This window comes from Xanthomonas bonasiae (assembly GCF_014836395.1).
In the GTDB taxonomy this organism is placed as follows: Bacteria; Pseudomonadota; Gammaproteobacteria; order Xanthomonadales; family Xanthomonadaceae; genus Xanthomonas_A; species Xanthomonas_A bonasiae.
Genome location: NZ_JACSQX010000001.1, coordinates 471,326 through 495,729, shown reverse-complemented (window position 1 = coordinate 495,729; position 24,404 = coordinate 471,326). Strand labels below are relative to the sequence as shown.

Annotated in this window: 15 protein-coding genes and 5 tRNA genes; 10 read left to right on the top strand and 10 right to left on the bottom strand. The window is 68.9% G+C overall.

The features are described 5' to 3' along the window. The first annotated feature begins 18 nt into the window (after window positions 1-18). The 3 genes from H9658_RS02155 to H9658_RS02145 are packed head-to-tail and all read left to right on the top strand — an operon-like array spanning window position 19 to window position 2,775. Window positions 19-1,170, top strand: coding sequence for an SPFH domain-containing protein (locus H9658_RS02155; RefSeq protein ID WP_179564828.1), 1,152 nt, complete (start codon window positions 19-21; stop codon window positions 1,168-1,170). A gap of 19 nt (window positions 1,171-1,189) precedes the next feature. Further along, window positions 1,190-2,527 (top strand): TFIIB-type zinc ribbon-containing protein, encoded by a 1,338-nt coding sequence (locus H9658_RS02150; protein WP_191824168.1) that lies wholly within the window; start codon window positions 1,190-1,192, stop codon window positions 2,525-2,527. Then, window positions 2,524-2,775: a hypothetical protein gene (locus H9658_RS02145; protein WP_179564832.1), complete on the top strand. Its 252-nt coding sequence runs from the start codon at window positions 2,524-2,526 to the stop codon at window positions 2,773-2,775. Before H9658_RS02150 ends, H9658_RS02145 begins: the two co-directional genes overlap by 4 nt. A 497-nt stretch (window positions 2,776-3,272) precedes the next feature. Here H9658_RS02145 and H9658_RS02140 read toward each other — a convergent pair whose 3' ends face one another. The 5 genes from H9658_RS02140 to H9658_RS02120 all read right to left on the bottom strand — a co-directional run bounded on the left by H9658_RS02140 (window position 3,273) and on the right by H9658_RS02120 (window position 10,192). Beyond that, on the bottom strand, window positions 3,273-6,341 hold the full coding sequence (locus tag H9658_RS02140) for an efflux RND transporter permease subunit (protein WP_179564836.1): 3,069 nt from the start codon (window positions 6,339-6,341) through the stop codon (window positions 3,273-3,275). Next, complete coding sequence (locus H9658_RS02135) at window positions 6,338-7,432, bottom strand: efflux RND transporter periplasmic adaptor subunit (protein WP_191824167.1); 1,095 nt, start codon at window positions 7,430-7,432, stop codon at window positions 6,338-6,340. The genes H9658_RS02140 and H9658_RS02135 overlap by 4 nt, the downstream gene beginning before the upstream one ends. An 89-nt stretch (window positions 7,433-7,521) precedes the next feature. Continuing rightward, window positions 7,522-8,211, bottom strand: coding sequence for a TetR/AcrR family transcriptional regulator C-terminal domain-containing protein (locus H9658_RS02130; RefSeq protein WP_191824166.1), 690 nt, complete (start codon window positions 8,209-8,211; stop codon window positions 7,522-7,524). Window positions 8,212-8,318: 107 nt separating this feature from the next. After that, the gene (locus H9658_RS02125; RefSeq protein WP_191824165.1) at window positions 8,319-9,506 is read right to left on the bottom strand and encodes a sensor histidine kinase; all 1,188 of its coding nucleotides are present in this window, start codon (window positions 9,504-9,506) and stop codon (window positions 8,319-8,321) included. Further along, entirely contained in the window at window positions 9,503-10,192 is a 690-nt protein-coding gene (locus tag H9658_RS02120; RefSeq protein ID WP_179564844.1) for a response regulator, read from the bottom strand. Before H9658_RS02120 ends, H9658_RS02125 begins: the two co-directional genes overlap by 4 nt. Before the next feature lie 113 nt (window positions 10,193-10,305). Here H9658_RS02120 and H9658_RS02115 point away from each other — a divergent pair, with 113 nt between their 5' ends. From H9658_RS02115 to H9658_RS02095, 5 genes are read left to right on the top strand one after another with little or no spacing between them, the layout of a single operon-like run. After that, window positions 10,306-11,763, top strand: a complete 1,458-nt coding sequence (locus H9658_RS02115) for an efflux transporter outer membrane subunit (protein WP_191824164.1) — start codon at window positions 10,306-10,308, stop codon at window positions 11,761-11,763. A 25-nt stretch (window positions 11,764-11,788) separates the two neighbouring features. Next, complete coding sequence (locus tag H9658_RS02110) at window positions 11,789-12,592, top strand: MipA/OmpV family protein (RefSeq protein WP_225209670.1); 804 nt, start codon at window positions 11,789-11,791, stop codon at window positions 12,590-12,592. 13 nt (window positions 12,593-12,605) lie between these two features. Then, window positions 12,606-13,727: an efflux RND transporter periplasmic adaptor subunit gene (locus H9658_RS02105; RefSeq protein ID WP_191824163.1), complete on the top strand. Its 1,122-nt coding sequence runs from the start codon at window positions 12,606-12,608 to the stop codon at window positions 13,725-13,727. Beyond that, complete coding sequence (locus H9658_RS02100; protein WP_191824162.1) at window positions 13,724-16,813, top strand: efflux RND transporter permease subunit; 3,090 nt, start codon at window positions 13,724-13,726, stop codon at window positions 16,811-16,813. Before H9658_RS02105 ends, H9658_RS02100 begins: the two co-directional genes overlap by 4 nt. Continuing rightward, on the top strand, window positions 16,810-18,690 hold the full coding sequence (locus H9658_RS02095) for a lipase family alpha/beta hydrolase (RefSeq protein ID WP_225209669.1): 1,881 nt from the start codon (window positions 16,810-16,812) through the stop codon (window positions 18,688-18,690). The genes H9658_RS02100 and H9658_RS02095 overlap by 4 nt, the downstream gene beginning before the upstream one ends. Window positions 18,691-18,787: 97 nt before the next feature. Here H9658_RS02095 and H9658_RS02090 read toward each other — a convergent pair. The 5 genes from H9658_RS02090 to H9658_RS02070 all read right to left on the bottom strand — a co-directional run bounded on the left by H9658_RS02090 (window position 18,788) and on the right by H9658_RS02070 (window position 19,914). After that, window positions 18,788-18,863 (bottom strand) — tRNA-Glu (locus H9658_RS02090). 48 nt (window positions 18,864-18,911) lie between these two features. Then, window positions 18,912-18,987, bottom strand: a tRNA-Ala gene (locus H9658_RS02085). 106 nt (window positions 18,988-19,093) lie between these two features. Beyond that, a tRNA-Glu gene (locus H9658_RS02080) sits at window positions 19,094-19,169 on the bottom strand. Window positions 19,170-19,217: 48 nt separating this feature from the next. After that, a tRNA-Ala gene (locus H9658_RS02075) sits at window positions 19,218-19,293 on the bottom strand. A 534-nt stretch (window positions 19,294-19,827) separates the two neighbouring features. Then, window positions 19,828-19,914 (bottom strand) — tRNA-Leu (locus H9658_RS02070). A gap of 134 nt (window positions 19,915-20,048) precedes the next feature. Here H9658_RS02070 and H9658_RS02065 point away from each other — a divergent pair. Next, a complete protein-coding gene (locus H9658_RS02065) occupies window positions 20,049-20,429 on the top strand; it encodes a response regulator (protein WP_179564854.1) in 381 nt (126 codons plus the stop codon). Window positions 20,430-20,544: 115 nt separating this feature from the next. Continuing rightward, entirely contained in the window at window positions 20,545-24,390 is a 3,846-nt protein-coding gene (locus tag H9658_RS02060; RefSeq protein WP_191824161.1) for a PAS domain-containing protein, read from the top strand. Window positions 24,391-24,404 lie beyond the last annotated feature (14 nt).

The window sequence follows — 24,404 nt, the reverse complement described above, 5'->3', positions numbered from 1 at the left end:
GAATCAAACGGAGTTGTCATGGGTCTCGTCCAGGCAGTGTCAGGTGCGGTCGGCGGCGTTCTCGCCGATCAGTGGAAGGACTTCTACACCGTGCCGGCCGGCCTGCCGGCGACGGCGGCGCTGTTTGCCGCGGTGCCGCACGGCACCAATGCCGGGCGCGGTTCCAACACCGGCGCGTCGTCGAACATCATCAGCAACGGGTCGAAGATCGTGGTGCCCGAGGGCTACGGGCTGCTGCTGATCCAGGACGGTGCGATCACCGGTTTCGTCGCCGAGCCGGGCGGTTACGAATGGCGCTCCGACGATCCGAATTCGCAGTCGATCTTCGCCGGCGACGGCCTGGTCGCGCCGCTCATCCGGCAGAGCTGGGAGCGCTTCAAGTTCGGTGGCCAGCCGGGGTCGCAGCAGGCCGCGTTCTTCGTCTCGCTGAAGGAACTGCCCGACAATCGCTTCGGCACGCAGTCCGAGATCTACTGGGACGACGGTTTCCTCGGCACCCAGGTCGGCGCGGTGACGCGCGGCGCGTATACGCTGAAGATCGTCGACCCGATCCTGTTCGTGAAGAACTTCGTGCCGGCGCGCTATCTGCAGCCGGGCCAGGTGTTCGACTTCACCGACCTCGACAACGCCGCCGCCAACCAGTTGTTCAACGAGGTGATTGGGTCGCTGGCGCCGGCCTTCAGCCTGTACACGAACGACCCGGGCAAGGGCAACCGCATCACCAAGCTGCAGCAGGATTCGCTCGGCTTCGCCAAGAGCCTGTCCGATGCGGTCGAGCAGGCGTACCAGTGGCGCTCCGAGCGCGGCCTGGCCATCGTCAAGACCGCGATCGTGTCGATCGAGTACGACGCGAACACGCGGGAACTGCTCAAGACCGTGCAGCGCGCCGACGCGCTGGCCGGCGCGCGCGGCAACTCCAACCTGCAGGCGAGCGTCGCCCAGGGCATCCAGTCGGCGGGCGAGCATGGCGGCGCCGCGGGTCTGGTCGGGGTCGGCATGGCCACGGGCATGGTCGGCGGCGTGGGCGGTCTGCAGCAGCCGGTCGCGCCCGCCGCGCCGGCCGCCGACGATGCGGTGGCCAAGCTGAAGAAGGCCAAGGAGATGCTGGACCTGGGCCTGATCACCCAAAGCGACTACGACGCGGCCAAGGCCAAGGCGCTGGGCCTGTAAGCCGCCGGACGCCGCGATCATGTCCGACTCCAGAACCCCGCCGCCGGTGCCGCCGGTGCCGCCGACCTTGCCTGCGGCGGCCGTGACCGGTCCCGGCTCGCCGCAGGACGTGCCGCCCCTGCCCGGCAGCTTTCCGCTCGATCCGGCCACCCTGCCCGCGCCGATCCGCGACGAACTGCAGGCGCCCGATCCGCTCGCCATCGACACCGCCGCCAACGAGCTGAAGGACGGCCTCAACCGCTGCCCGAAATGCGGCGCCACCGACATCCGTCCCAAGCTCGGCACCGACCTGCTGGTCTGCCAGTACTGCCGCAACGAATGGCATGGCGCGCGGGTCGAGGAGGTCTTCGGGTTCGGCGCCGGCATCGGCGAGCTGCGCGGCACCGTCATCGCCTCCGGCGCGCGCGATATCGCCGCCGACGCCGCCAGCCTGATGAGCTTCAAGTGCAGCGGCTGCGGTGCCGAGGTCACGGTCAATACCGAGAGCACGATGACCGCACGCTGCCACTGGTGCCGGCACGTGTTCGGCGTCAACGAGCAGGTCGCCAACGGCGCGGTGCCCGACGCGGTGCTGCCCTTCCACATCAAGAAGGAGGATGCGGTCGCGCGCATCCGCCAGTTCGTGGACAAGCGGCGCCTGTTCGCGCTGAAGGCCTTCAAGGAGCAGTTCACGCCCGCGAACGTGGTCGGCGTGTACCTGCCTTACATGATCGTCGACGGCAACGTGAGCGCCAGCGTGGCCGGCAAGGGCGAGATCAAGACCCGCGAATACACGCGCGGCACCGAGAAGAACAAGACCACGTATTACGACGCCGACGTGTACCAGGTGCAACGGCACGTGGATTTCACCGTGGACGACCTGCCGCTGGAATCGTCTTCCGAACGCGGCAACCTGGATGCCCAGGCCAACACCAACAACATCATCAACACCATCCTGCCGTTCGACACCAAGAACGCGGTGCAGTGGAACGCGTCGTACCTGGCGGGCTTCACCTCGGAAAAGCGCAACCGCGACGTCGAACACCTGCGGCCGCGGCTGGAAGACCAGTTGCTGTCGATCGCCCGCGCCCAGGTCGAGGACTCCGTCGACCGCTACGACCGCGGCGTGCGCTGGGAGCAGGAGCGGCTTGAGGTCCACGGCACGCGCTGGGTGTCGATGTACCTGCCGGTGTGGCTGTATTCGTACCACCAGCCCGGCCGCAACGGCGGCATGCTGCACTACATCGCGGTGAACGGCCGCACCGGCGAGACCATGGGCAGCGTGCCGGTGCAGCAGTGGAAGCTGCTGCTGGCCGCGCTCACCGCCGGCAGCGTCATCGAAGCCATCGCCCTCTGGATCGTGGTGACCACCTCATGAGCGACGACAGTGGACTCTGGTTGCTGCTGGCCGGCCCGGCCGGCGCGAGCGCGTTGTACTGGGCCCTGTACCGGTACTACCGCAACACCGACAAATCGCATGCCTTCGAGCGGGAGACGAGCGTGGAGGCCAAGCCGGTGACCGGCTCGGACAGCAAGGTCGGCACGGTGACGGGTACGCAGGACCGGCGCATCCGCGGCGACAACGTGCGCGCGTACCGGGCGCGCGTGCAGCGGGAGACGGGCTGAGGCGCTGTCCAGCTCCATGCCCGGCCAAGGGGCCGGGCAGCGGGCAGGCCCGAGATGCACCGCTTCGACGCGACGATCCATCCATTGCGCGATGCTTCCGCGCCGATCGGTTCGCACGCCCGTTCCTGCGCTCAACGCCCTTTGCGCAAGCGTCGCCGAAGCCCCGCGATCTGCCGCGGGCTGAAATCCTGGGCATGGCGCTGAAGCAATGCGAGGATCGCCGCGTGCGCCTCGCGCGTGCGGCGCTGCAGTTCCTCTTCCGCAGCTCGCTCGATCGCCTGCCACTGTGAACGGGTCGTGCCGGTCGGGCCGGCTGGGCGCTTTGCAGTCAATGCGTTTGTCCGGTCATGGAGATCCAGGTTGGCCGGTTGCAACGGCCAGGCACAACTTTACCGCCAAATCCGCCACGATCGGGCCGCCGTCGACGCCCGCGTCGCGCACCGCCGTTGCGGCCACGCGAGCGCGCGCGCACGTCGCGCGCACCTGGGCAGCCTTGCTCAACCGGCAGCCGAATGCGACGACCGGTGGCGGAAGCGCCGCGACATCCACTCGCCGAGATCGTCGACCAGGGTGAACGCGGCCGGGATCACGATCAGGCTCAGCAGCGTGGACGTGATCAGGCCGCCGATCACCGCGATCGCCATCGGCGCGCGGAAGCTGGAATCGCCGGAGAAGCCCAGCGCGATCGGCATCATGCCGGCGCCCATCGCCAGGGTGGTCATGACGATGGGCTGGGCGCGCTTGCGGCAGGCGTCGATCAGCGCGTCGTGCTGGCTCATGCCGTGCTCGTCCTCGGCCATCACCGCGTAGTCCACCAGCAGGATGGAATTCTTGGTGGCGATGCCGATCAGCATCAGCAAGCCGATCAGCGCCGGCAGCGAGAGCATATTCTGGGTCAGCAGCAAGGCCCCGAACGCGCCGCCGGCGCACAGCGGCACCGCGACCAGGATGGTGATCGGCATCAGCGCATGGTTGAACAGCAGCAACAGCACCATGTAGATGCAGACCAGGCCGGCGGCCATCGCCAGCATGAAGCCGACGAACAGCTCCACGAACACTTCGGCATCGCCGGTGTTGAGAAAGCTCACCCCCGGCGGCAGTTGCTTCACGCTGGGCAGCTGCTGCACCTGTTCCATCACCTCGCCCAGCGGCCGGCCGTTGAGTTCGGCGGTGAGGGTGACGTTGCGCTGGCGCTGGTAGCGCGAGATCTGCGACGGGCCGCTGCCCATGCGGATCTCCGCCACCGCGGCCAGCGGCACCGGCCCATAGCGGCCCGGCACGCGCAACTGGCCGATCAGGGCCGGGTTGGCGAGGGTGGATTCGGCGAAGCCGACCCGGATCGGGACCTGGCGGTCGGGCAGGTTGAGCTTGGCCAGGCGCTGCTCGTAATCGCCGGCGGTGGCGATGCGCGCGGCCTCGGCGATGGTGGCCGTGGCCACGCCCATGTCCGCGGCCCGCGCGGGATCGGGGACGATCTGGATCTCCGGCCGCAGCAGCGACGCGGTGGAGGTGACGCTGCCCAGTCCGGAGATGCCGCGCAGGTCGCGCTCCAGGGCGGTGGAGGCGTCCTGCAGGTGCTGCGGGTCGTCGCCGGCCAGGACCAGCTGCAACAGATTGCCCGGTTCCGAGCTCACGTAGCTCACGCGTACGCCGGGCATGTCCGCCAGGCGCGCGCGCGCCTCGCGCTCGAGCACGCGCTGATCGCGCTCGCGGTGGTCGGCAACGCCCCAGTCCAGCACCAGCGTGGCCTTGCGCGCCTCGCCCACGCCGGTGGCGTTCGGATCGCCGAGGTCGAGCACGCTGCCGACCGCGGTGTAGACCTGTTTGAGTTCGGGAATGTCCTTGAGCAACGCGCGCGCGCGCTCGGCGACGGCGACGGTTTCCTGCAGCCGGGTGCCGGGCGGCAGTTCCAGGTTCAAATTGCTGCGGCCCAGGTCCGATTGCGGGATGAAGGTGGCCGGGATCAGCGGCACCAGCGCCAGCGAGGCCGCGAACAGGCCGGTGGCGATCCACAAGGTGCGCGCACGATGGCGCAACGCCGCGTCGACCCAGCCCAGGTACCAGCGCATCAGCCGCGAATCGGCCTGCTCTTCGCCATGCGGCTTGAGCAGGTAGGCGGCCATCATCGGCGTCAGCAGGCGCGCCACCAGCAGCGAGAACAGCACCGCGGTAGCCGCGGTCCAGCCGAATTCGCGGAAGAACTTGCCGGCGATGCCGGGCATGAACGCCACCGGCACGAACACCGCGGCCAGGGTCAGCGAGGTGGCGATCACCGCGTTGCCGATCTCGCCGGCGGCGTCGCGCGCCGCTTGCAACGGCGGCTTGCCCATGCGCAGATGGCGCACGATGTTCTCGATTTCCACGATGGCGTCGTCGACCAGGATGCCGACCACCACCGACAGCGCCAGCAAGGTGATCATGTTCAGGGTGAAGCCGAACAGATGCATCACCGCGAAGGTCGGAATGATCGACAGCGGCAGCGCCAGCGCGGAGACCCAGGTCGCGCGCCAGTTGCGCAGGAACAGCCACACCACCAGCAGCGCCAGCGCGGCGCCTTCGTAGAGCATGGTCATCGACGATTCGTAGGAGCGGTGGGTCTCGTCGATGGCGGTGGTGACCAGGCGGAAGTCGATCCCCGGGTGCGCGGCCTTGATGGCGTCCAGCGCCTTGTGCACGCCCGCCTCCACCTCGACCTCGCTGGAGCCGCGGGTGCGCGACATCGAGAAGGCGACCACGTCGCGCCCGTCCAGCAAGGCGGCTTCGCTGGGATCGGCGGCGGCATCGGTGATCCGCGCCAGCGTGGACAAGCGCGCCGCGCGCCCGTCGGGCAGGCTGATCGAGAAATCGCGCAGGGCCTGCGCGTCGCCCACGGTGCCCAGGGTGCGGATGGTCTGCTGCGCGCCGCCGAGTTCGGCCTTGCCGCCTGCCCGCTCCACCTGGATCTGCGCCAGCTGCTTGGACACGTCGCCGGCGGTGATGCCGAAGGCGAGCAAGGCGTTGGGATCCAGGTCCACGCGCACCTGGCGCTGCACGCCGCCCACCCGGGTGACCCGGGCCACGCCTGGTACGCCGTACATGGCGCGCGCGATCTCGCGATCGACGAACCAGCTGGCCTCGTCGGGCGTCATCCGCGGCGCCACCAGCGCATAGGTCATCAGCGAGCCGCCGATGTCGACCTTGGAGATCACCGGTTCCTGGATGTCCTGCGGCAGGTCGGTGCGGATGCGCGTCACCGCATCGCGGGTGTCGTCCAGCGCGGTGGCCAGGTCGGCCTCGAGCTGGAACTCGATGGTGGTGGTGCTGACGCCTTCGCTGACGGTGGACATCACCCGCTTGACGTTGGTCACCGTGGCCACGGAATCCTCGATCTTGCGCGTGACCTCGGCCTCCAGCTGGCTGGGCGAGGCACCCGGCTGGGTGACCGTGACCGTGGTCATCGGAAAGGCGATGTCCGGGAAGCGCGCCACCGGCAATTGGTGGAAGCCCCACAGGCCGGCCACGCACAGCACGAAGAAGACCAGGATCGCAGGCAGCGGGCGGTTGATCGCCCAGGCGGAGATATTCATCGCGCGGCCGCCTTCGCCTCGGCCACCACGCGCACGCGGTCGCCCTCGCCCAGGAAACCGGCGCCATCCACCACCACCCGGTCGCCTTCCTTCAATCCTTCCACGATCTCGGTGCGCCCCTGCACGGTCTGGCCGCTGCGCACGCGCAGGCGCTGCACGTGCTGCCTGGCATCCACGGTGAACACGTAGCTGTGCCCGTCGCGCTGCACGATCGCGGCGCTGGGAATGGTCAGCGCCCGGCCATCGCCGGTGACGATGCGTCCTTCCACGTAGATGCCCTGCTTGAGCGGGCCGGGCGCGGGCAGATCCGCATAGATGGTGCCGGTGCGCGTCTGCGCGTCCACGCCGGGGCTGACCGCGCGAATGCGGCCGGCGATGATCTGCCCGGCATACGGCAGTTCGACGCTGTTGCCGACGGCCACGCCGGCAAGCTGCGCCTCGGACAGTTCCGCGCGCCATTCCAGCCGGCCATCGCGGATCAAGCGCAGCAGTTCGTTGCCCGCCGCGACCACCTGCCCCGCCTGCACCAGCCGTTTGGAGATCACGCCGTCGGCGGGCGCGCGCAATTGCGCGAAGTCGCGCTGCAGTTGCGCCGCCTGGCGCCTGGCGCGGGCGGTGGCGGTCTGCGCCTCGGCGTCCACGCGCGTGGCGCGCAGTTCGTCCAGGCTGCTGGCGCTGACCAGCCGCTCGGCCGCCAGCTTCGCGCCGCGTTCGTAGTTGAGCCGCGCCAGCTCCTGCGCGGTCTGCGCCTGGTGCAGCGCGGCGTCCGCCTGCGCCAGCTCGCTGTCCAGCGTGCGGTGGTCCAGTTCCAGCAGCACCTGGCCCTGCTTGACCCATTCGCCCACGTCCACCTTCAACGCCGTCACCCGCTGGCCCGACAGTTCGACCCCGAGCTGCATTTCCTCGTAGGCCGAGACCGGGCCGGACACGACCACCGTGCGTGCCAGCGTCTGCGTCTGCGCGGCCGCCACGGTGACCGCAAGCGCGGACGCAGCGCCCGCCTCATCGGCCTTCTTGTCCGTGCCGCCGCAGGCCGACAGCAGCACGCCGATCAGGATCAGGGAAGCACAACGCAGAATCTGGATACGCATGGAGGACGCCTGTAGCCCACAGTGAAAGGGCGCTGAAAGAGTGGACGCTGGCGATGGCTGGCGGGAGGGGAAGCGGGACGCGATGGCGGTCATGGCGCAACGGCGGCCCGTGCCTGGGCAGGGAGGTCGCCGTGCTGGTCGGGTTGCGCGTCGGCCTGGGCCAGCCAGTGTTCGATGCCGTCCAGCATCAATCCCAGGCCCTGTTCGAAGCGCCGATCGAAATCCGGCTCGGTCAGCAGATGCCTGGCCTGCCAGCAGTAGGGAAAGCGCGCCTGGGACAACGCCAGGAACGCCTTGCCCACGTCCTCGAGGTGGCGATAGTCGGGCATTGCCTGTTCCTCGATGACGAAGCCCATGACGTAATAGGCCAGGTCCATCGCCGCAGTGGCGGCGAAGCCGACCGGCGCACCGGCCTCGGCCAGTGCCTTGATCATGGCTTCGCCCAGGCGCAGCACGTTATCGCTTGCGATGTAGGTGCCCGCATAGACGCGCGCGCCGTCGCGGTGCGCCTTCAATCCGAGCCGGAATTCATGCGCGACCTGGCGCAGGGTCGCCCGCCAGGGTTGGCCGGCCGGGATGTCGCGGGCCACGTCCTCGATCAAGGCATCGGCCATGGCATCGATCAGCGCCTGCTTGCTCTTGAAGTGCCAATACAGCGACGGCGCGCGGATGCCCAACTGGCAGGCCACCTTGCGCAGGCTCACGCCTTCGATGCCGGCTGCGTCCAGGAGTTGGAAGGCCGCGTCGACGATCTGTTCGCGCCCGAGGGTCTTGCGCATGCCTAGCCTAACGCTGTTAGTTGGCGAAATCTAACAGTGTTAGGGGACACGAACAAGGGCTGCTGCAGCACGGCACGACCGCAGTGTCCGGGGTTGCCGAGTCGGATTTACGCCACTCGCGGCAACCGCACCCGCGCGCACAAGCCGCCGCCGTCGCGGTTGCCGAATTCCAGCGCGCCGCCGTGGGCATGGCAGATCGCCGCGGCGATGGACAGGCCCAGGCCGCTGCCGCCCGAGTGCCGGGCACGCGAATCCTCGGCGCGCCAGAAGCGATCGACCATCCGCGGCAACAGTTCCGGCGTCACGCCCGGGCCGCGGTCGCAGACGCAGATCAGCATGTCGTTGGCGCCGGCGCTCACTTCGATCAGCAGATGCTTGCCGGCCGCGGCATAGCGCAGCGCGTTGTCGATCAGCACCGACAGCACCTGGCCGATGCGGTCGCGGTCGGCGCTGATCGATACGCCGCCCGGCAGGCGCACCTCCACCTCCATCTGCGCCGCCTGCAGCGGCTGCGCCAGCCAGGCCAGGCGCTCGCGGATCAGCACATCGAGCGGAAAGGTGTGCGGCTCCAGCATCAGCTGATTGGCGCGCGCCATCGACAGCAGATGCAGGTCGCCGACCAGGCGATTGATCTGTTCCAGCTGGCGATGGACCATCTGCAGCTGTTCGTCGCTGCACGGGAAGACCTGGTCCAGCATGCCCTGCACCCGGCCCATCGCCGCGTTCAACGGCGTGCGCAGTTCGTGCGCCAGCATCGCGCTGGAATCGCGCACCTCGCGCTCGTACTGCTGCAGCTGCGCGGTCATGCCGTTGAAGTCCATCGCGAAGCTGGCCAGTTCGTCCGGCGCCGAGGGGATCACCTTGGCGCGCGCGGAAAAGTCGCCCTCGCTGATGCGCCGGGCGGCCTCGGCCACATTGGAGAACTGGCGCGACAACGGCCGCGACGCGAGCAATCCGCACACCACGATGACCGGAATCGACGCGATGACCAGCACCGCCAGCAGCAGCCAGTCGCGGCTGGCCAAGCCAGGCAGGAAATCGGCGACGTCGTAGTAGCGTGCGAACAGCTGCCACAGGCGCTGCTCGTTGCTGTGCGGATCCTCGCGCAGTTCCATCATCTCCTGGCGCGCCGCCGGTGGCATCTGGTGCAGGGTCAGGATGTCCCAGATCGCGAAGCGCAGCCACATGCCGAACACGATCGCCAGGATGGCGACCACCGCCAGCGCGCTCATGCGCAGGCCCGCCCATCGCCACAGCGGCGTGTGTGCCTTGCGCCGGGCGAACGGCCATTTCATCGGAAGCGATAGCCGATCGCGCGCACTGTCACCAGCACATCGGTGATGCGTTCGCTCTCCAGCTTCTTGCGCAGGTTGTGCACGTGAGCGTCCACCACCCGCTCCAGCGCGTCGCTTTCCGGCAGGCAGATTTCCAGCAGTTCGCTGCGCGTATAGGCCTTGAACGGCGTCTTCAGCAAGGTGGCCAGGATGTTGAATTCGGTCGGGGTCAGATCCAGCGGTACGTCGTGGCCGTCGGCGTCCTGCACCGTGGCCAGCACCGCGTTGGTGTCGACGGTAAGCCGCTCGTACTTCAGCGGTTCCTCGCTCGTCCTGGCCGGCCCGGCGCGGCGCAGCACCGCGTACACGCGCGCGACCACCTCCTTCGGGCTGTAGGGCTTGACCACGTAGTCGTCGGCGCCATAGCGCAGCGCGCCGAGCTTCTCCGGCTCGTCGCCCATCGCGGTCACCATGATCACCGGCGTGTCGCCGCTGCGGCGGATCGTCGACAGCACTTCGGTGCCGCTCAGCTTGGGCAGCATCACGTCCAGCAGCACCAGGTCCGGTTTCCACTGCGCATGCAGCTGGATCGCGCGCGCGCCGTCGCCGGCGATGGCGACGTCGAATCCGTCGCGGCGCAGATACGCCTCAAGGATGCTGGCGCTGTCGGCGTCGTCCTCGACGACAAGAATCTTCTTGGAACTCATGCCCTGTGCCGCCCTGGTCGCGCGTCTTGACGGAATCTTGAAGATTCCTAGAAGCCAGCTTGAACTTGCCGGCCGACTCTATCACTCGAGATTGGCCACCCCGACTGACCCCCATGATTGTATCGCCCGCAGGCAAGCGTCCGTACCGCCCTCGCCTCCTCGTCGCCGCGCTGGCGGCGCTGCTCGGCGGCTGCTCGCTGGCGCCGGTCTACGAGCGCCCGCAGGCCACCGTGCCGAGCACGCTGGGCGGCGCAGCGGCGCCACCGCTGCCGCAAGCGAGCGCGGCGCCCGCGGTCGCGCTGTCGGAGCAGGAACGGCGGTTCCTGCGCGCATTCTCGCCGGCCCACGACCTCGCGCCGCTGGTGCAGCAGGCGCTGGCGCACAATCCGGACTTCCGCAACACCGTCCTGCAAGTGCAGCAGGCCCGCGCGCAATACCGGATCGAGCGGTCGCAGCAGCTGCCGCAGCTCGGCATCGATGCGCAGCAGGCCCGGCAGAGCTACGACGATCCGCGGCAGCAGGAGCGTTACGGGCAGAAGCTGGTCACCGCCGCGGTCGGCATCGACGATTTCGAACTGGATCTGTTCGGCAAGCTGGCCGCGTTGTCCGCTGCCGCGCAGCAGCGCTATCTGGCGTCCAGCGCCGGCCAGCAGGCCGCGCGCGGCGCGCTGGTCGCCGAGGTGTTGCGCACCTACACGCTGGAACGCGCCGCCGCCCAGGCGCAGGCGCGTTTCCAGGCCATCGCCGACGACAGCAACGCGCTGTTGGCAGTCGCCGACGACCAGCACGATGTCGGGCTGATCTCCACCGACGCGCTCGACCGCCAGCGCCATCAGACCGACCAGGCCCAATTCCGCGCGATGCAGGCGGCCAGCGACCACGCCGCCGCGCGCCGCGCGCTGCAACTGGTCGCCGGCTACGACGCACCGGCCAGCGCCGGCGATCTCGAGGACGTGCTGCCGACCGACGCGGGCAGCATGGCGCTGCGCGACCTGGACTCGGCGGTCTTGCTGCAGCGTCCGGACATCCAGCAGGCCGAAGCCGAGTTGCGCGCGCGCAATGCCGACATCGGCGCTGCGCGCGCCGCATTCTTCCCGTCGATCAAGCTCAGCACCTCGCTGGGAACCGCCAGCGATGTGCTCAGCGGCCTGTTCGCCGCCGGCAGCCGCACCTGGAGTTTCGTTCCGCAACTGACCATGCCGATCTTCGACTTCGGCCGCAACCGCGCCAACCTGGACATCGCGCAGCTGCGCAAGCAGGCCGGCGTCGCCGACTACGAGAAGGCGATCGAATCGGCGTTCCGCGAAGTGGCCGATGCGCTCGATGCCGGCCCTGTCCTGCAGCAACGCGAACAGCGCGAGCGGGCCAACCGCGATCGCGAACGGCAACGCATCCAACGCATGCAGCGCCGCGTCGCGCAGGGCCTGCAGGATCGCCCCGCGCTGCTCGGCGAACGCATCGCCGCCGAGCAGGCCGCCCTGGATCACCTGCAGGCCCGCCAGGACCTGATCCTCAACCGTATCGCGCTGTTCCGCGCGTTCTATGGCGTGCAACTGCCGCACGCCTCCTGATCCCTCCACGTCGAAGAGAACGTCCATGAAAATGATCGCCTTGTTCCCGCTCCTGGCCTGCGCCGTATCGCCGCTGGTGGCCAACGCCGCCGATGCGGACGCATCCGGCTTCCGCCTGTTCGGCCATCAGACCGAACTCAGCATCGGCGCCGCCGCAGTGGCGGCGCCGCGCTACTTCGGCTCCAGGGACGACCGCGTGCAATTCGCCCCGGTGCTCGCGGCGCAGAGCGGCCTGCTGTTCTTCGACAGCGTGCGTGGCCTAGGCGCGCAATTCCAGAGCGATGGCGGCTTCTACGTCAGCCAGTCGTTCGGCTACGACCTCGGCCGGCTGGACCGCAACAGCAGCTGGCGCCCGGGCTCCAGAACCCTGGCCGGCATGGGCGACGTGCCCGGTTCGATCACCAGCCGCACCATGATCGCGCAGCAGTTCACCTCGTATCTGATGCTGGATGCCGAAGCCGAATTCGCCCTGAAGGACGGTGCGCGTCGCAACAACTATCGCGCCGGGGCCAAGTTCACCCTGCTGCAGAACGACCGCGACACGCTGACCATGAACCTGGACGCGCACTGGGGCGACCGCCGCTACAACCAGGCCTATTTCGGGGTCACCGATGCGCAGAGCGCGCGTAGCGGGTTTGCCGCCTACAGCGCCGGCTCCGGCCTGTACGCCTATTCGGTCGGCGCCAACTGGGACCACGCGCTGTCCAAGCACTGGAGCACCTCGCTGACGGTCGCCGGTACGCGCTATGTCGACAACGCCGACGGCAGCCCGATCGTGCAGCGCCGCGCCTTCGCCAGCGCCATCGGCGCCGTGACCTACACCTTCTGACCCGCCACATAGAATGCCCATGAAACCGAGTCTTGCGATGTTTCTCTGCGTCTGCGTGCCGCTGGCGGCAGTGGCGTTGACCGCCTGCAGCCGCGACCCGACGCCGCCTGCGGAAGCCCCGCGCGCGGTGAAGCTGGAGGCCGTCGGCAGCAGCGCCGGCACCGACGATCGCCTCGTGGCCCAGGTGCGCCAGGAGCAGCGCGCCGAACTGGGCTTCGAAGGCGGCGGCCGCATCGCCTCGGTCGCGGTGGATGTCGGCGACAGCGTGCGCCAGGGCCAGGTCCTGGCGCGGCTGGATCCGGAACCGATCCGCCTGCGTGCCGAGCAGGCCGAGGCCAACCTGCGTATCGCGGCGGCGGATCTGCAACAGCAGCAGACCCAGCTCGCCCAGCAGCAGGCCATGTTCGAGGACGGCGCCGCGTCCGCCACCACCTTGACCGCCGCCAAGACCGCCTTCGCCAGCGCACAGGCGCGCGTGCGCAGCGCGCAGTCGGACCTGGCGCTGGCGCGCCGCGGCCTGCGCCAGGCCGAGCTGCGTGCGCCGTTCGACGGCAGCGTGGTGGCGCGGCTGCAGCAGCCCGACGCCAACGTGGCAGCGGGCCAGCCGGTGCTGCAACTGGAAGGCCGCGGGCGTGCGCAGGTGACGGTCGCGCTGCCGTCGGCATTGGCAGCGACGCTGCATCCCGGCCAGGCGGCGACGGCGTATCGGGCCGGCGCGCCCGAGCAGGCGCTGCCGCTGCGGCTGCGCAGCGTGTCCGATCGCCTGGACGGCGGCGCCACCGTGCAGGCGCTGTTCGAAAGTGCCGCGGATCCCGCCGCTGGCTTGCGAAGCGGCGAGAACCTGCTGCTGGCCCTGCCCCACGCCGAAACGCAGCCATTGAGCGTCCCGCTCAGCGCGCTGGTGCCGAGCATGGGCAATGGCAAGCCGATGGTGTTCGTCTACCAGGACAGCAACGCCAGCGTGCGCCGGCGCCAGATCGTGACCGGGAATGCCGAAGGCGACCGCGTGCAGGTCCGCCAGGGACTGCGCGCCGGCGAACGCATCGTCGCCGCCGGCGCGGCCTTCCTCAGCGACGGACAGACCGTCGTCCCTTTCCATCCCGCTACGCGCCTGACCGGCACCGCCTCGCCATGAACCTGACCCGCGCCACCCTCGCTTCCAGCCGCTTCGCGCTGTTCACCGCCGCGCTGATCCTGATCGGCGGCATCGTCACCTTCCTGGGCTTTCCGTCGCAGGAGGAACCCAGCGTCACCGTCCGCGATGCGGTGGTGCAGGTCGCGTTTCCCGGCATGCCCAGCGAGCGCGTCGAGAACATGATCGCGCGCCCGCTCGAGGAACACCTGCGCGAACTGACCGGCATCAAGAAGATCGTCACCACGGTGCGGCCCGGCAGCGCGATCGTACAGCTGACCGCGCGCGACGACGTCGCCGATCTGCCCGCGCTGTGGCAGCGGGTGCGCACCAAAGCGGCCGATGCCAGCGCCGAGTTGCCACCGGGCACGCAGGGGCCGTTCGTCGACGACGATTTCGGCCGTGTCGCGATCGCCTCGATCGCGGTGACCGCACCCGGCTTCGCCACCAGCGAGATGCGCGCGCCGCTGCGGCAGATGCGCGAACAGCTGTACACCGTGCCCGGGGTGGAACGCGTCAGCTTCCACGGGCTGCGCGAGGACCGCATCTACGTCGCCTTCGAGCGGACCCGGCTGAGCGAGGCCGGCCTGACGCCCAGCGCGGTCGCGCAACAGCTGCGCACCCAGAACGTGGTCGCCAGCGGCGGCCAGATCGCCGCGTCCGGGCTGGCGATGACCGTCACCACTTCCGGCGAAATCCGCACCCTGGACGAGCTGCGCAATACGCCGATCTCGGTTTCCGGCGCCGATGGCGCGCGCCAGATCCCGCTGTCGCAGCTGGCCCGCATCGCGCTGATGCCGGCCGATCCGCCGGAGAGCGCCGCGATCTACCAGGGCCAGCCGGCCGTCGTGGTGGCGGTGTCGATGGCGCCCGGCTACAACATCGCGCAAGTCGGCCAGGCGCTGCGGCAGAAGCTCGGCGAGACCGCGCGGATGCTGCCGGTCGGCTTTTCCCAGCACGTGGTCACCTTCCAGGCCGACGTGGTCGAACGCGAAATGGGCAAGATGCATCACGTCATGGGCGAGACCGTGCTCATCGTGATGGCGGTGGTGATGCTGTTCCTGGGCTGGCGCACCGGCCTGATCGTCGGCGCGATCGTGCCGCTGACCATCCTCGGCACGCTGATCGTGATGCGGGCGCTGGACGTGGAACTGCAGACCGTCTCCATCGCCGCGATCATCCTGGCGCTGGGGCTGCTGGTGGACAACGGCATCGTCATCGCCGAGGACATCGAGCGCCGCCTGGCCGCCGGCGAGGAACGCCGGCAGGCCTGCGAAGCCGCCGGGCGCACGCTGGCGCTGCCGTTGCTGACCTCCTCGCTGGTCATCGTGCTCGCGTTCTCGCCGTTCTTCTTCGGCCAGACCAGCACCAACGAGTACATGCGTTCGCTGGCGATCGTGCTGGCGGTGACCCTGCTCGGCTCGTGGCTGCTCAGCGTCACCGTGACCCCGCTGCTGTGCATGTACTTCGCGCGCGCGCACCGCAGCGCGCATGCCGAAGGTGCCGATGGCGCCGACCACTACGATTCCAGGCTGTACCGCGGCTACCGGCGCATCATCGAAACCCTGCTCGGGCACAAGGCGCTGTTCCTGGGCAGCATGCTGCTGCTGTTGGCGGTGGCGGCCACCATCCTGGGCTCGATTCCGTACAGCTTCCTGCCCAAGTCCGATCGCCTGCAGTTCCAGATGCCGGTGACCCTGCAGCCGGGCAGCGATTCGCGCGAAACCCTGCGCACCGTGCAATCGATCAGCCGCTGGCTGGCCGATCGCAAGCGCAATCCCGAGATCGTGGACAGCATCGGCTACGTCGCCGACGGCGGACCGCGCATCGTGCTCGGCCTGAATCCGCCCCAGGCCGCGGCCAACATCGCCTACTTCACCGTCAGCGTGCGCCCCGGCACCGACCTCGACGCGGTCATCGCGCGCGTCCGCCAGCACATCCGCCAGGGCTATCCCGCCGTGCGCGCCGAGCCCAAGCGCTTCTCGATGGGCTCGACCGAATCCGGCGTGGCGATCTATCGGGTGGTCGGCTCGGACGAAGCGCAGTTGCGCCGCATCGCCGCCGGGATCGCCCAGGCGCTGCGCCAGCTGCCGGGCACCATCGATGTCAGCGACGACTGGGAGATCCGCATTCCGCGCTACGAGGTCCGCGTCGACCAGGTCAAGGCGCGCCGCGCCGGGGTCGGCAGCGACGACATCGCCCAGGCCCTGCAACTGCGCTACAGCGGCATCGACGCCTCGGTGATCCGCGACGACAGCGTCAACGTGCCGATCGTGCTGCGCGGCGGCGCCGACGAACGCGTCGCGACCAGCGATCCGGGCAGCACCCTGCTCTATCCCGCGTCCGGCGCCGCCGCCGTGCCGCTGTCGGCGATCGCCGAGATCACCCTGTCCTCCGAGCCGTCGGCGATCCAGCGCCGCAACCTGAGCCGCGCCATCACCGTCACCGGGCACAACCCGAGCATGACCACCGACGAAGTGGTGACCGCGCTGGCCGGCAAGGTCGCCGCGCTGCGCCTGCCGCCGGGCTACCGCATCGAGATGGGCGGGGAACTGGAGGATTCGGCCGAGGCCAACCAGGCCTTGCTGCAGTACATGCCGCATGCGCTGGGCGCGATCCTGCTGTTGTTCATCTGGCAATTCAACTCGTTCCGCAAGCTGTTCATCGTCGTCGCCAGCGTTCCGTTCGTGCTGATCGGCGCGGCGCTGGCGCTGCTCGTCACCGGCTACCCGTTCGGCTTCATGGCCACCTTCGGCCTGCTCGCGCTGGCCGGCATCATCGTCAACAACGCGGTGCTGCTGCTGGAGCGCATCGATGCCGAACTGGCCGACGGCCTGGACCGGCACGACGCGGTGGTCGCGGCCGCGGTCAAGCGCCTGCGCCCGATCGTGATGACCAAGCTGACCTGCATCGTCGGCCTGGTCCCGCTGATGCTGTTCGCCGGCCCGCTGTGGACCGGCATGGCGATCACCATGATCGGCGGGCTGGCGCTGGGCACGCTGGTCACGCTGGGCGTGATCCCGGTGCTGTACGACCTGCTGTTCTCGCTGCGCACCGGCCGCAGCGCACTGCGGACGGCCGCGGCATGATCGGCCAGCGCAGCCGCCGCCTGGCCTGGCGCATGTTCGCCGCGCTGTGCCTGGCGTCGGGCGCCAGCGGCTGCGCCATGGTCACGCTGAAACCGGTGAGCGCGGCGGAGTACATCCAGGCCAGGCGCGGCGACCCGCTCGGCAACGGCCACCTCAGCACCCCGGCGATCGAGACGCTCGCGGTGATCGGCCTGAGCGAAAGCGCATGCAGCACCCGAACCCGGCAATGCGCCGAGCAGTTGCTCGACAACGACGGCGTGGTCCAGGAACGCAAACTGGCGACCGTCGCCGAGCTGTGGCTGCAGGCCTCGCTGCGGTTGGCCAAGCGCCAGCCGCGCAGCGACGCGGCACTGAGCGCCTGGCTGGAGACCGCGCGTTATGCCTACGCCTACCTGTTCTTCAGCGAGCGCGCGCCTGGCGAGCGCACCTTCGAGGACCGCCAGACCCAGGTCCGCGACTACTACAACTATGCGGTGCAACAGGCGGTGTCGGCGCTGTTCGTGCGCTTCCAGCAACAGGGCCAGCGGGCCGACAGCGCAGCCGAACTGTCGGCCCTGCCCGGCTGGAGGATCGCGCTGGACGTGAGCCGGTTGGGCGCCTTGCAGGACATGCCGATGCCGGATGCGATGTTGCCGGCCAGCGGCCTGCGCTTCACCGGGCTGCGCAGCGTCTACCGGCGCGACGGATTCGGCGCGGAGATGGTCGCGGTGCTGCCGGACGCGACGTCGCTGCGGAACGAGGCGAGCGCGTCGGACGCGACGAGCCCGGTCTACAGCGAAATGCCGACGCCGAGCCTGACCGTGCTGCTGCGCTTCGATGGCGACACGCTGGCCAAGGTACTGGCCAGCCGCGCGGTGCGGGTGGAAGCCTACGATCCGTACCTGAGCGCCCGCGCCACGCTGGGCGGCTACGCGGTACCGCTGGCCGGCGACTTCAGTGCCGGCTACGGGGTCTGGATGGCGCGCTCGGGTTTCGCCGAGCAATCGCTGCGCACGCTGTTCGGCATGGCCCATGGCATCGACCGGCCGCACATCTTCCTGACCCAACCCTACGATCCCGACCGCCGGGTGCTGGTGCTGCTGCACGGCCTGGCCAGCAGTCCCGAGGCCTGGGTGAACCTGGCCAACGAACTGCTCGGCGACGAACAGCTGCGCGCCCGCTATCAGATCTGGCTGGTCTACTACCCGACCAACCTGCCGATCGCCTACAACCAGATGGAAATCCGCAACGGCCTGGAGCAGGCGCTGAACCATTTCGATCCGCAACGGCGCAGCGCCTCGGCGCACGACATGGTGCTGGTCGGGCACAGCATGGGCGGCGTGCTGGCACGCTTGATGGTGTCCTCCAGCGACGGCGACCGGCTTTGGCAGCGCCTGTTCGGCAACGCGACGCTCGCGCCGCAGGCGATGCGGACGCTGCGCGACACACTGTCGCCGATGCTGCACTTCGAGCCGATGCCGGAAGTCTCCGAGGCGATTTTCCTGGCCTCGCCGCATCGCGGCACCCCGCATGCCACCGGCATGCTCGGCAGCCTGGTGGGACGCCTGATCGGCCTGCCCGCGCGCGTTCTCGACCAGTTCAAGGACATCACCGGCACCGGCCTGGTCGGCAAGCTGCCGACCAGCATGGACAACCTCGACGACCACGACGATTTCGTCGAAGCCGCGGCGCAGCTGAAGATCTCGCCGAAGGTGAGCTATCACTCGATCATCGCCCGCCGCGATCCGCGCGTGCCGCTGGCGCAATCGGACGACGGCTTCGTGCCCTACTGGAGCGCGCACCTGGACGGTGCGGCGTCGGAAACCGTGATCGCCTCCGGCCACAGCGTGCAGGAAACCCCGCAGGCCATCCTGCAGATCCGCAAGCTGCTGCGCTGAACCGCAGCGGCGAGCGACAACGCCGCCGACCGGGTGCCGGCGGCGCGCGAAACGCAGACAAAAAAACACCCGGCCATGCCGGGTGTCTTGGTGTAGATGGCGTCCCCACGGGGATTCGAACCCCGGTCGCCACCGTGAAAGGGTGATGTCCTAGGCCTCTAGACGATGGGGACGCTGATAACGATGTAGCTTCTGCGGACAGGCCTAGTGCCCGAAAAAGTTGGTGGAGCCAGCCGGGATCGAACCGGCGACCTCTTGCATGCCATGCAAGCGCTCTCCCAGCTGAGCTATGGCCCCACGTGTACTGGCAGAAGCGGAATCTTACTCGATTCCGGCGGCATGTACAAACCCCGCACAAAAAAAGTCCGGCATCGCCGGACTTCAGGTTTCTTGCAAATAAAAATGGCGTCCCCACGGGGATTCGAACCCCGGTCGCCACCGTGAAAGGGTGATGTCCTAGGCCTCTAGACGATGGGGACGCTGATAACGATGTAGCTTCTGCGGACAGGCCTAGTGCCCGAAAAAGTTGGTGGAGCCAGCCGGGATCGAACCGGCGACCTCTTGCATGCCATGCAAGCGCTCTCCCAGCTGAGCTATGGCCCCACGTGTGCTGCGAGGAGCGGAATATTAGCGACGGCGTCCTGCCTGCGCAAGCGTTTTTTGAAGTTTTTTAACGCGGCGGAGCGCGCGATTTAGGCGATCGGCTGGCGCAAGCGCCGACCGCATGCGTCCATCGGCTCGATGCACTGCCCTTCGATCGCATTCGATCGCCAGCAGCCAGGCGACATCGGCGTGCATGACCAGACATGCCGGGCCGACAGCGAAGCACTGCCTCGTCCATCGCACACCTAGAGATGTGTAAGACGAACTTCGTATCGGCGTCCCGCGGGAGTTCGCGTCCGCGGCATGGGTCGAGGCACTGGTGGCAATCCGGATCCAGGGTCCGCCCCGGTGAGGAGCGGACAGATGCCCCGCTCGCCTTCGCAAGCGCAAACGGCCGGCGCCACCCTTCCAGAAGCCATGGTGTCGATGCGCTCGTCGCGGACCAGCGCCATCGGCACAAGCGCAGGTCGGTGCAGAGCACCCACGACCCATCGCGCAAAAAAACAAACGGCAGCCGAAGCTGCCGTAGGTTCCTGGTGCCGAAGGTGGGACTCGAACCCACACGCTTTTAAGGGCGGCGGATTTTGAGTCCGCTGCGTCTACCGATTCCGCCACTTCGGCGCGGCCGCGAAGTATAGCCGACCGCAACGGCCTGCGACAGGGGTAAACCCTTCATCTTCGTTGGGATCGCGATCCAACAAGCGCCATCGCGGCTGCCGCTATAATTTCCGTTCCCAAACCTTAACGAGCAAGCGATGTCGGCATTGCGGGGCCTGCGTATCCTGGTGGTCGAGAACGACGAAATGAACGCCACGCTGCTGGAATTGCAGCTTGCCCAGGCCGGGGCAGACGTCATCGGCCCGGCCGAGTCGGTGCGGGAAGCGCTTTTGCTGATCGACCAGGAACGGCCGGATCGGGCGGTGCTCGACTTCCGCCTGGCCGCCGGCGAGACCAGCGAGGCGGTCGCGCGGATGCTGACCGAGCGTGCGATCCCGTATGTGCTGGCCACCGGCGTGGCGGCCGAATCGCTTCCTGCCGGTTTCGCCGCCGGAGTGGTGCTGACCAAGCCGTATCTGTCGGAACAGCTGATCAAGGCGCTGGGCGATGCTCACGCGAAAATGACCGCTCGCCCTTGAGAATCCCGGATCAGGAGCCTGCCCTGCAGGGATCGATTCGAGGGATATCGCCATCAACGCTCATGACCGATCGCCCCCTCCTGTCTGGCTGCCCGCCAACAGCGTCACGGGAGAGTTGCTGCGCGCCATCGATTGGTCCGGCCACGAGTTGGGACCGCTGCACGAATGGCCGCAGAGTCTGCGTTCGGCGCTGTCGATCTGCCTGAGCTCGCGCTTCCCGATGGTGATCCGCTGGGGCGCGCGGCTGATCAACCTCTACAACGACGCCTACATTCCGATCCTGGGGATGCGCCACCCCTTCGCCTTCGGGCGCGCGGTGGCCGAGGTGTGGCCCGACGTGTGGCCGACGGTCGGCGCGCAGGCCGAACAGGTGATGGCCACCGGCGAATCGACCTGGAACGAGCACGTCCCGTTCGTGATGCTGCGCAACGGCTACAGCGAAGAGGTGTATTTCACCTTTTCCTACAGCCCGCTGTTCGACGACCAGGGCGGCATCGGCGGCGTGCTGTGCGTCTGCACCGAGGACACCGCCCGGATCAAGCTGGAACGCGAGCGCGATGCGTTGCTGAAGGCGCTGGATGCGCAGCGCACGCAGATGGCCGACGCGTTCGAGCAGTCGCCGGCGGCGCTGGCGATCCTGCGCGGCCCGGACTACGTGGTCGAAAGCGTCAACCGGCGCTACCAGCAACTGGTCGGGCCGCGCGAGGTGGTCGGCAAGCCGCTGGCCGAGGCGATCCCGGAGATCCAGCAGCAGGGTTTCATCCGCCTGCTCGACAACGTGCGCGCCAGCGGCCTGCCCTTCACCGGCGAGTCGATGACCTTCAACCTGCGCCGCACGCCGCACGAGACGGTCTCCGAAACCACGCTGGAATGCGTCTACCAGCCGATGCGCGACGCCGAAGGCAAGGTCACCGGCGTGCTGGTCCACGGCATCGACCGCACCGAGCAGACCCGCGCGCAGGCCCACGACAGCTTCCTGCTGATGCTGGAGGACGCGCTGCAGAACCTCGACAGCGCTGAGGCCATCTGCGAGACCGGCGCCGCACTGCTCGGCCGGCACCTGCAGGCGAACCGCTGCGCGTATGCGATCGTCGATGCCGACGAAGATGCCTTCGACGTGCGCGCCGACTATGTCGACGGCACCGCGCATCTGACCGGGCGCGCGCGCTTCAGCGAGTTCGGCAGCGACCTGCTGGAATGCATGCGCGAGAACCGGCCGTGGGTGGTGCAGGACACCGAGGCGTATGCGCCGCCGCTGCATGTCGACGACCCCGGCTACCGGCGCCTGGGCATGCGCGCGATGCTCAGTGCGCCGCTGCACAAGGCCGGCCGCCTGGTCGCCGTGATCGGCGTGCACCAGTTGCGGCCGCGGGTGTGGACCTCGGCGGAGATCGAACTGGTGCGGCTGGTCGCGGCGCGCTGCTGGGAGTCGATGGAGCGCGCCGGCGCGCAATCGGACCTGGCGCGCAGCGAGGCGCGCCTGCGCGAGTTGGCCGACGCGATGCCGCAGATCGTGTTCACCGCCACGCCCGACGGCAACGTCGACTATTTCAACCGGCGCTGGTACGAATACACCGGCCTGCCGGTCGGCGAATCCGGCTACGACAGCTGGCGCAAGGTGCATACCGAGGATGGGCTGGCGCGGGCGATGCAGGCCTGGCCGGACGCCGTGCGCAGCGGCCAGCCCTACGAGATCGAATACCCGTTGCGCCGCCACGACGGCAGCTATCGCTGGCACCTGGGCCGCGCGCTTCCGATCCGCGATGGCGGCGGCCGGATCGTGCGCTGGATCGGCACCAATACCGACATCCACGATCGCCGCGTGGTCGAACAGCGCCTGCAGGAAAGCGAACTGCGCTTCCGCAACCTGTGCGACAACGCGCCGGTGCTGATCTGGATGGCCAACGCCGATGGCGATTGCGAATACGTCAGCCGCCAGTGGTACCTGTTCACCGGACAGACCGAACAGGAGGCGATGGGCTCGGGCTGGATGGAGAAGATCCATCCCGACGACGCCGCGGCGGTCGGGCGTACGCTGGCCCGCGCCGCCGCCGATCGCCGCGCCTTCACCATCGAATACCGGCTGCGCCGCCACGACGGCGAGTACCGCTGGTGCGTGGACACCGCCTCGCCGCGGTTCAGCTCGTCGGGCCAGTTCCTCGGCTTCATCGGCTCGCTGCTGGACATCGCCGAGCGCAAGCGCATCGAGAACGCCACCGCCGCCGAGCGTGCGGCGCTGGAGATGATCACCACCGGCAAGCCGCTGACCGCGGTGCTCGAAGCGATCGCGCGCGGCATCGAGGCGCAGAGCGACGCGGGCCTGCGCTGCACCATCATGCTGGTCGACGAACACCGCCAGTGCCTGCTGGAAGGCGCCGCGCCGAGCATGCCCGCCGCGTTCCGCAAGATGGTGCACCGCTTGCCGATCGGCGAGCGCAGCGGCTGTTGCGGGCGCGCCGCGTTCCTGCGCCGGCAGGTGCTGTGCAGCGACGTGCGCGTGGATCCGAACTGGCAGGAGTATCTGGTCGCGGCCGCCGAAGCGGACATCGTCGCCTGCTGCTCCACGCCGATCCTGGCCAGCGACGGCCAGGTGCTGGGCGTGGTCGCGCTGTACCACCCGTTCGTGCACTACCCCACCGTGCACGAGCAGGACCTGGCGCGCTCGGCCTCGCACCTGGCCGGCATCATCATCGAACGCCGCGAAACCGACCAGCGCCTGCAGCAGCTGCTCGCCGCCGAGCAGAGCGCGCGCGGCGAGGCCGAGCGCGCCAGCCGCATGAAGGACGAATTCCTGGCCACGCTGAGCCACGAACTGCGCACCCCGCTCAACGCGATCCTGGGCTGGTCGCGGCTGATGCAGGGCGAGGCGGTGCGCGAGAAGGACCTGAGCCGCGGCCTGGAAGTGATCGAGCGCAGCGCCCATGCGCAGGCGCAGATCATCGACGACCTGCTGGACATGAGCGCGATCCTGTCCGGCAAGGTGCGGCTGGAAGCCACCGAACTGGATCTGTGCGCGCTGGTCGGCGAAGCGATCGATGCAGCGCGGCCCGGCGCCGAGAGCAAAGGCATCGACATCGCGCTGACCCCGTGCAGCGACGCCCCCGTGCTGCCCTATCTCGGCGACGCGGTACGCTTGCAGCAGGTTCTGACCAACCTGATCGGCAATGCGATCAAGTTCACCCCCAGCGCGGGCAAGATCACGGTGACGCTCGACAACAGCACCACCCATCTGCGCGTCAGCGTCAGCGACAGCGGCGTCGGCATCGATCCGCTGTTCCTGCCGCACGTGTTCGACCGGTTTCGCCAGGCCGACGCCAGCAGCACACGCAGCGCCGGCGGCCTGGGCCTGGGCCTGGCGATCGCCAAGCAATTGGCCGAAATGCACCACGGCCAGCTGTCGGTCAGCAGCGAAGGCATCGGCATGGGCGCCACCTTCACCCTGCTGCTGCCGCGCAACGATCTGCAGCGACTCGATCCGGCGCGGCGCAACGATGGCGCGGCGAACGCCGCCGCGGCGTTGCAGCGCGGCGGGATCCGCCTGAACGGCGTGCGCGTGCTGGTGGTCGACGACGACATGGACTCGCGCGGGGTCACCCAGCGTTTTCTGCAGGAAGCCGGTGCGGTGGTCGAGACCGCGGTGTCCGCCGACGATGCCGAATCGCTGCTGCGCGAGCGCCCGTACGATCTACTGGTCAGCGACGTGGGCATGCCGCGCCGCGACGGACACAGCCTGATCCGCAGCGTGCGCGCGCGCGGCGCCGGCGCGGTCAGCCGCATTCCGGCGATCGCGCTGACCGCCTACGTGCGCGGCGAGGATCGCTCGCTGGCGCTGGATGCCGGCTTCAACGCGCATCTGGGCAAGCCGGTGGATCCGGTCAAACTGATCGCGCTGGCCGCCTCGCTGGCGCAGCCGCACAGCACCACCGAACAGGACCCGAACGCGCAGGCCGAACCGGCCTGAGCCGGCGCGACGCC

Coding starts and splice junctions, on each gene's coding strand:
- H9658_RS02155 (WP_179564828.1), top strand. CDS start 19: ATGGGTCTCGTCCAGGCAGTGTCAGGTGCGGTCGGCGGCGTTCTCGCC.
- H9658_RS02150 (WP_191824168.1), top strand. CDS start 1,190: ATGTCCGACTCCAGAACCCCGCCGCCGGTGCCGCCGGTGCCGCCGACC.
- H9658_RS02145 (WP_179564832.1), top strand. CDS start 2,524: ATGAGCGACGACAGTGGACTCTGGTTGCTGCTGGCCGGCCCGGCCGGC.
- H9658_RS02140 (WP_179564836.1), bottom strand. CDS start 6,341: ATGAATATCTCCGCCTGGGCGATCAACCGCCCGCTGCCTGCGATCCTG.
- H9658_RS02135 (WP_191824167.1), bottom strand. CDS start 7,432: ATGCGTATCCAGATTCTGCGTTGTGCTTCCCTGATCCTGATCGGCGTG.
- H9658_RS02130 (WP_191824166.1), bottom strand. CDS start 8,211: ATGCGCAAGACCCTCGGGCGCGAACAGATCGTCGACGCGGCCTTCCAA.
- H9658_RS02125 (WP_191824165.1), bottom strand. CDS start 9,506: ATGAAATGGCCGTTCGCCCGGCGCAAGGCACACACGCCGCTGTGGCGA.
- H9658_RS02120 (WP_179564844.1), bottom strand. CDS start 10,192: ATGAGTTCCAAGAAGATTCTTGTCGTCGAGGACGACGCCGACAGCGCC.
- H9658_RS02115 (WP_191824164.1), top strand. CDS start 10,306: ATGATTGTATCGCCCGCAGGCAAGCGTCCGTACCGCCCTCGCCTCCTC.
- H9658_RS02110 (WP_225209670.1), top strand. CDS start 11,789: ATGAAAATGATCGCCTTGTTCCCGCTCCTGGCCTGCGCCGTATCGCCG.
- H9658_RS02105 (WP_191824163.1), top strand. CDS start 12,606: ATGCCCATGAAACCGAGTCTTGCGATGTTTCTCTGCGTCTGCGTGCCG.
- H9658_RS02100 (WP_191824162.1), top strand. CDS start 13,724: ATGAACCTGACCCGCGCCACCCTCGCTTCCAGCCGCTTCGCGCTGTTC.
- H9658_RS02095 (WP_225209669.1), top strand. CDS start 16,810: ATGATCGGCCAGCGCAGCCGCCGCCTGGCCTGGCGCATGTTCGCCGCG.
- H9658_RS02065 (WP_179564854.1), top strand. CDS start 20,049: ATGTCGGCATTGCGGGGCCTGCGTATCCTGGTGGTCGAGAACGACGAA.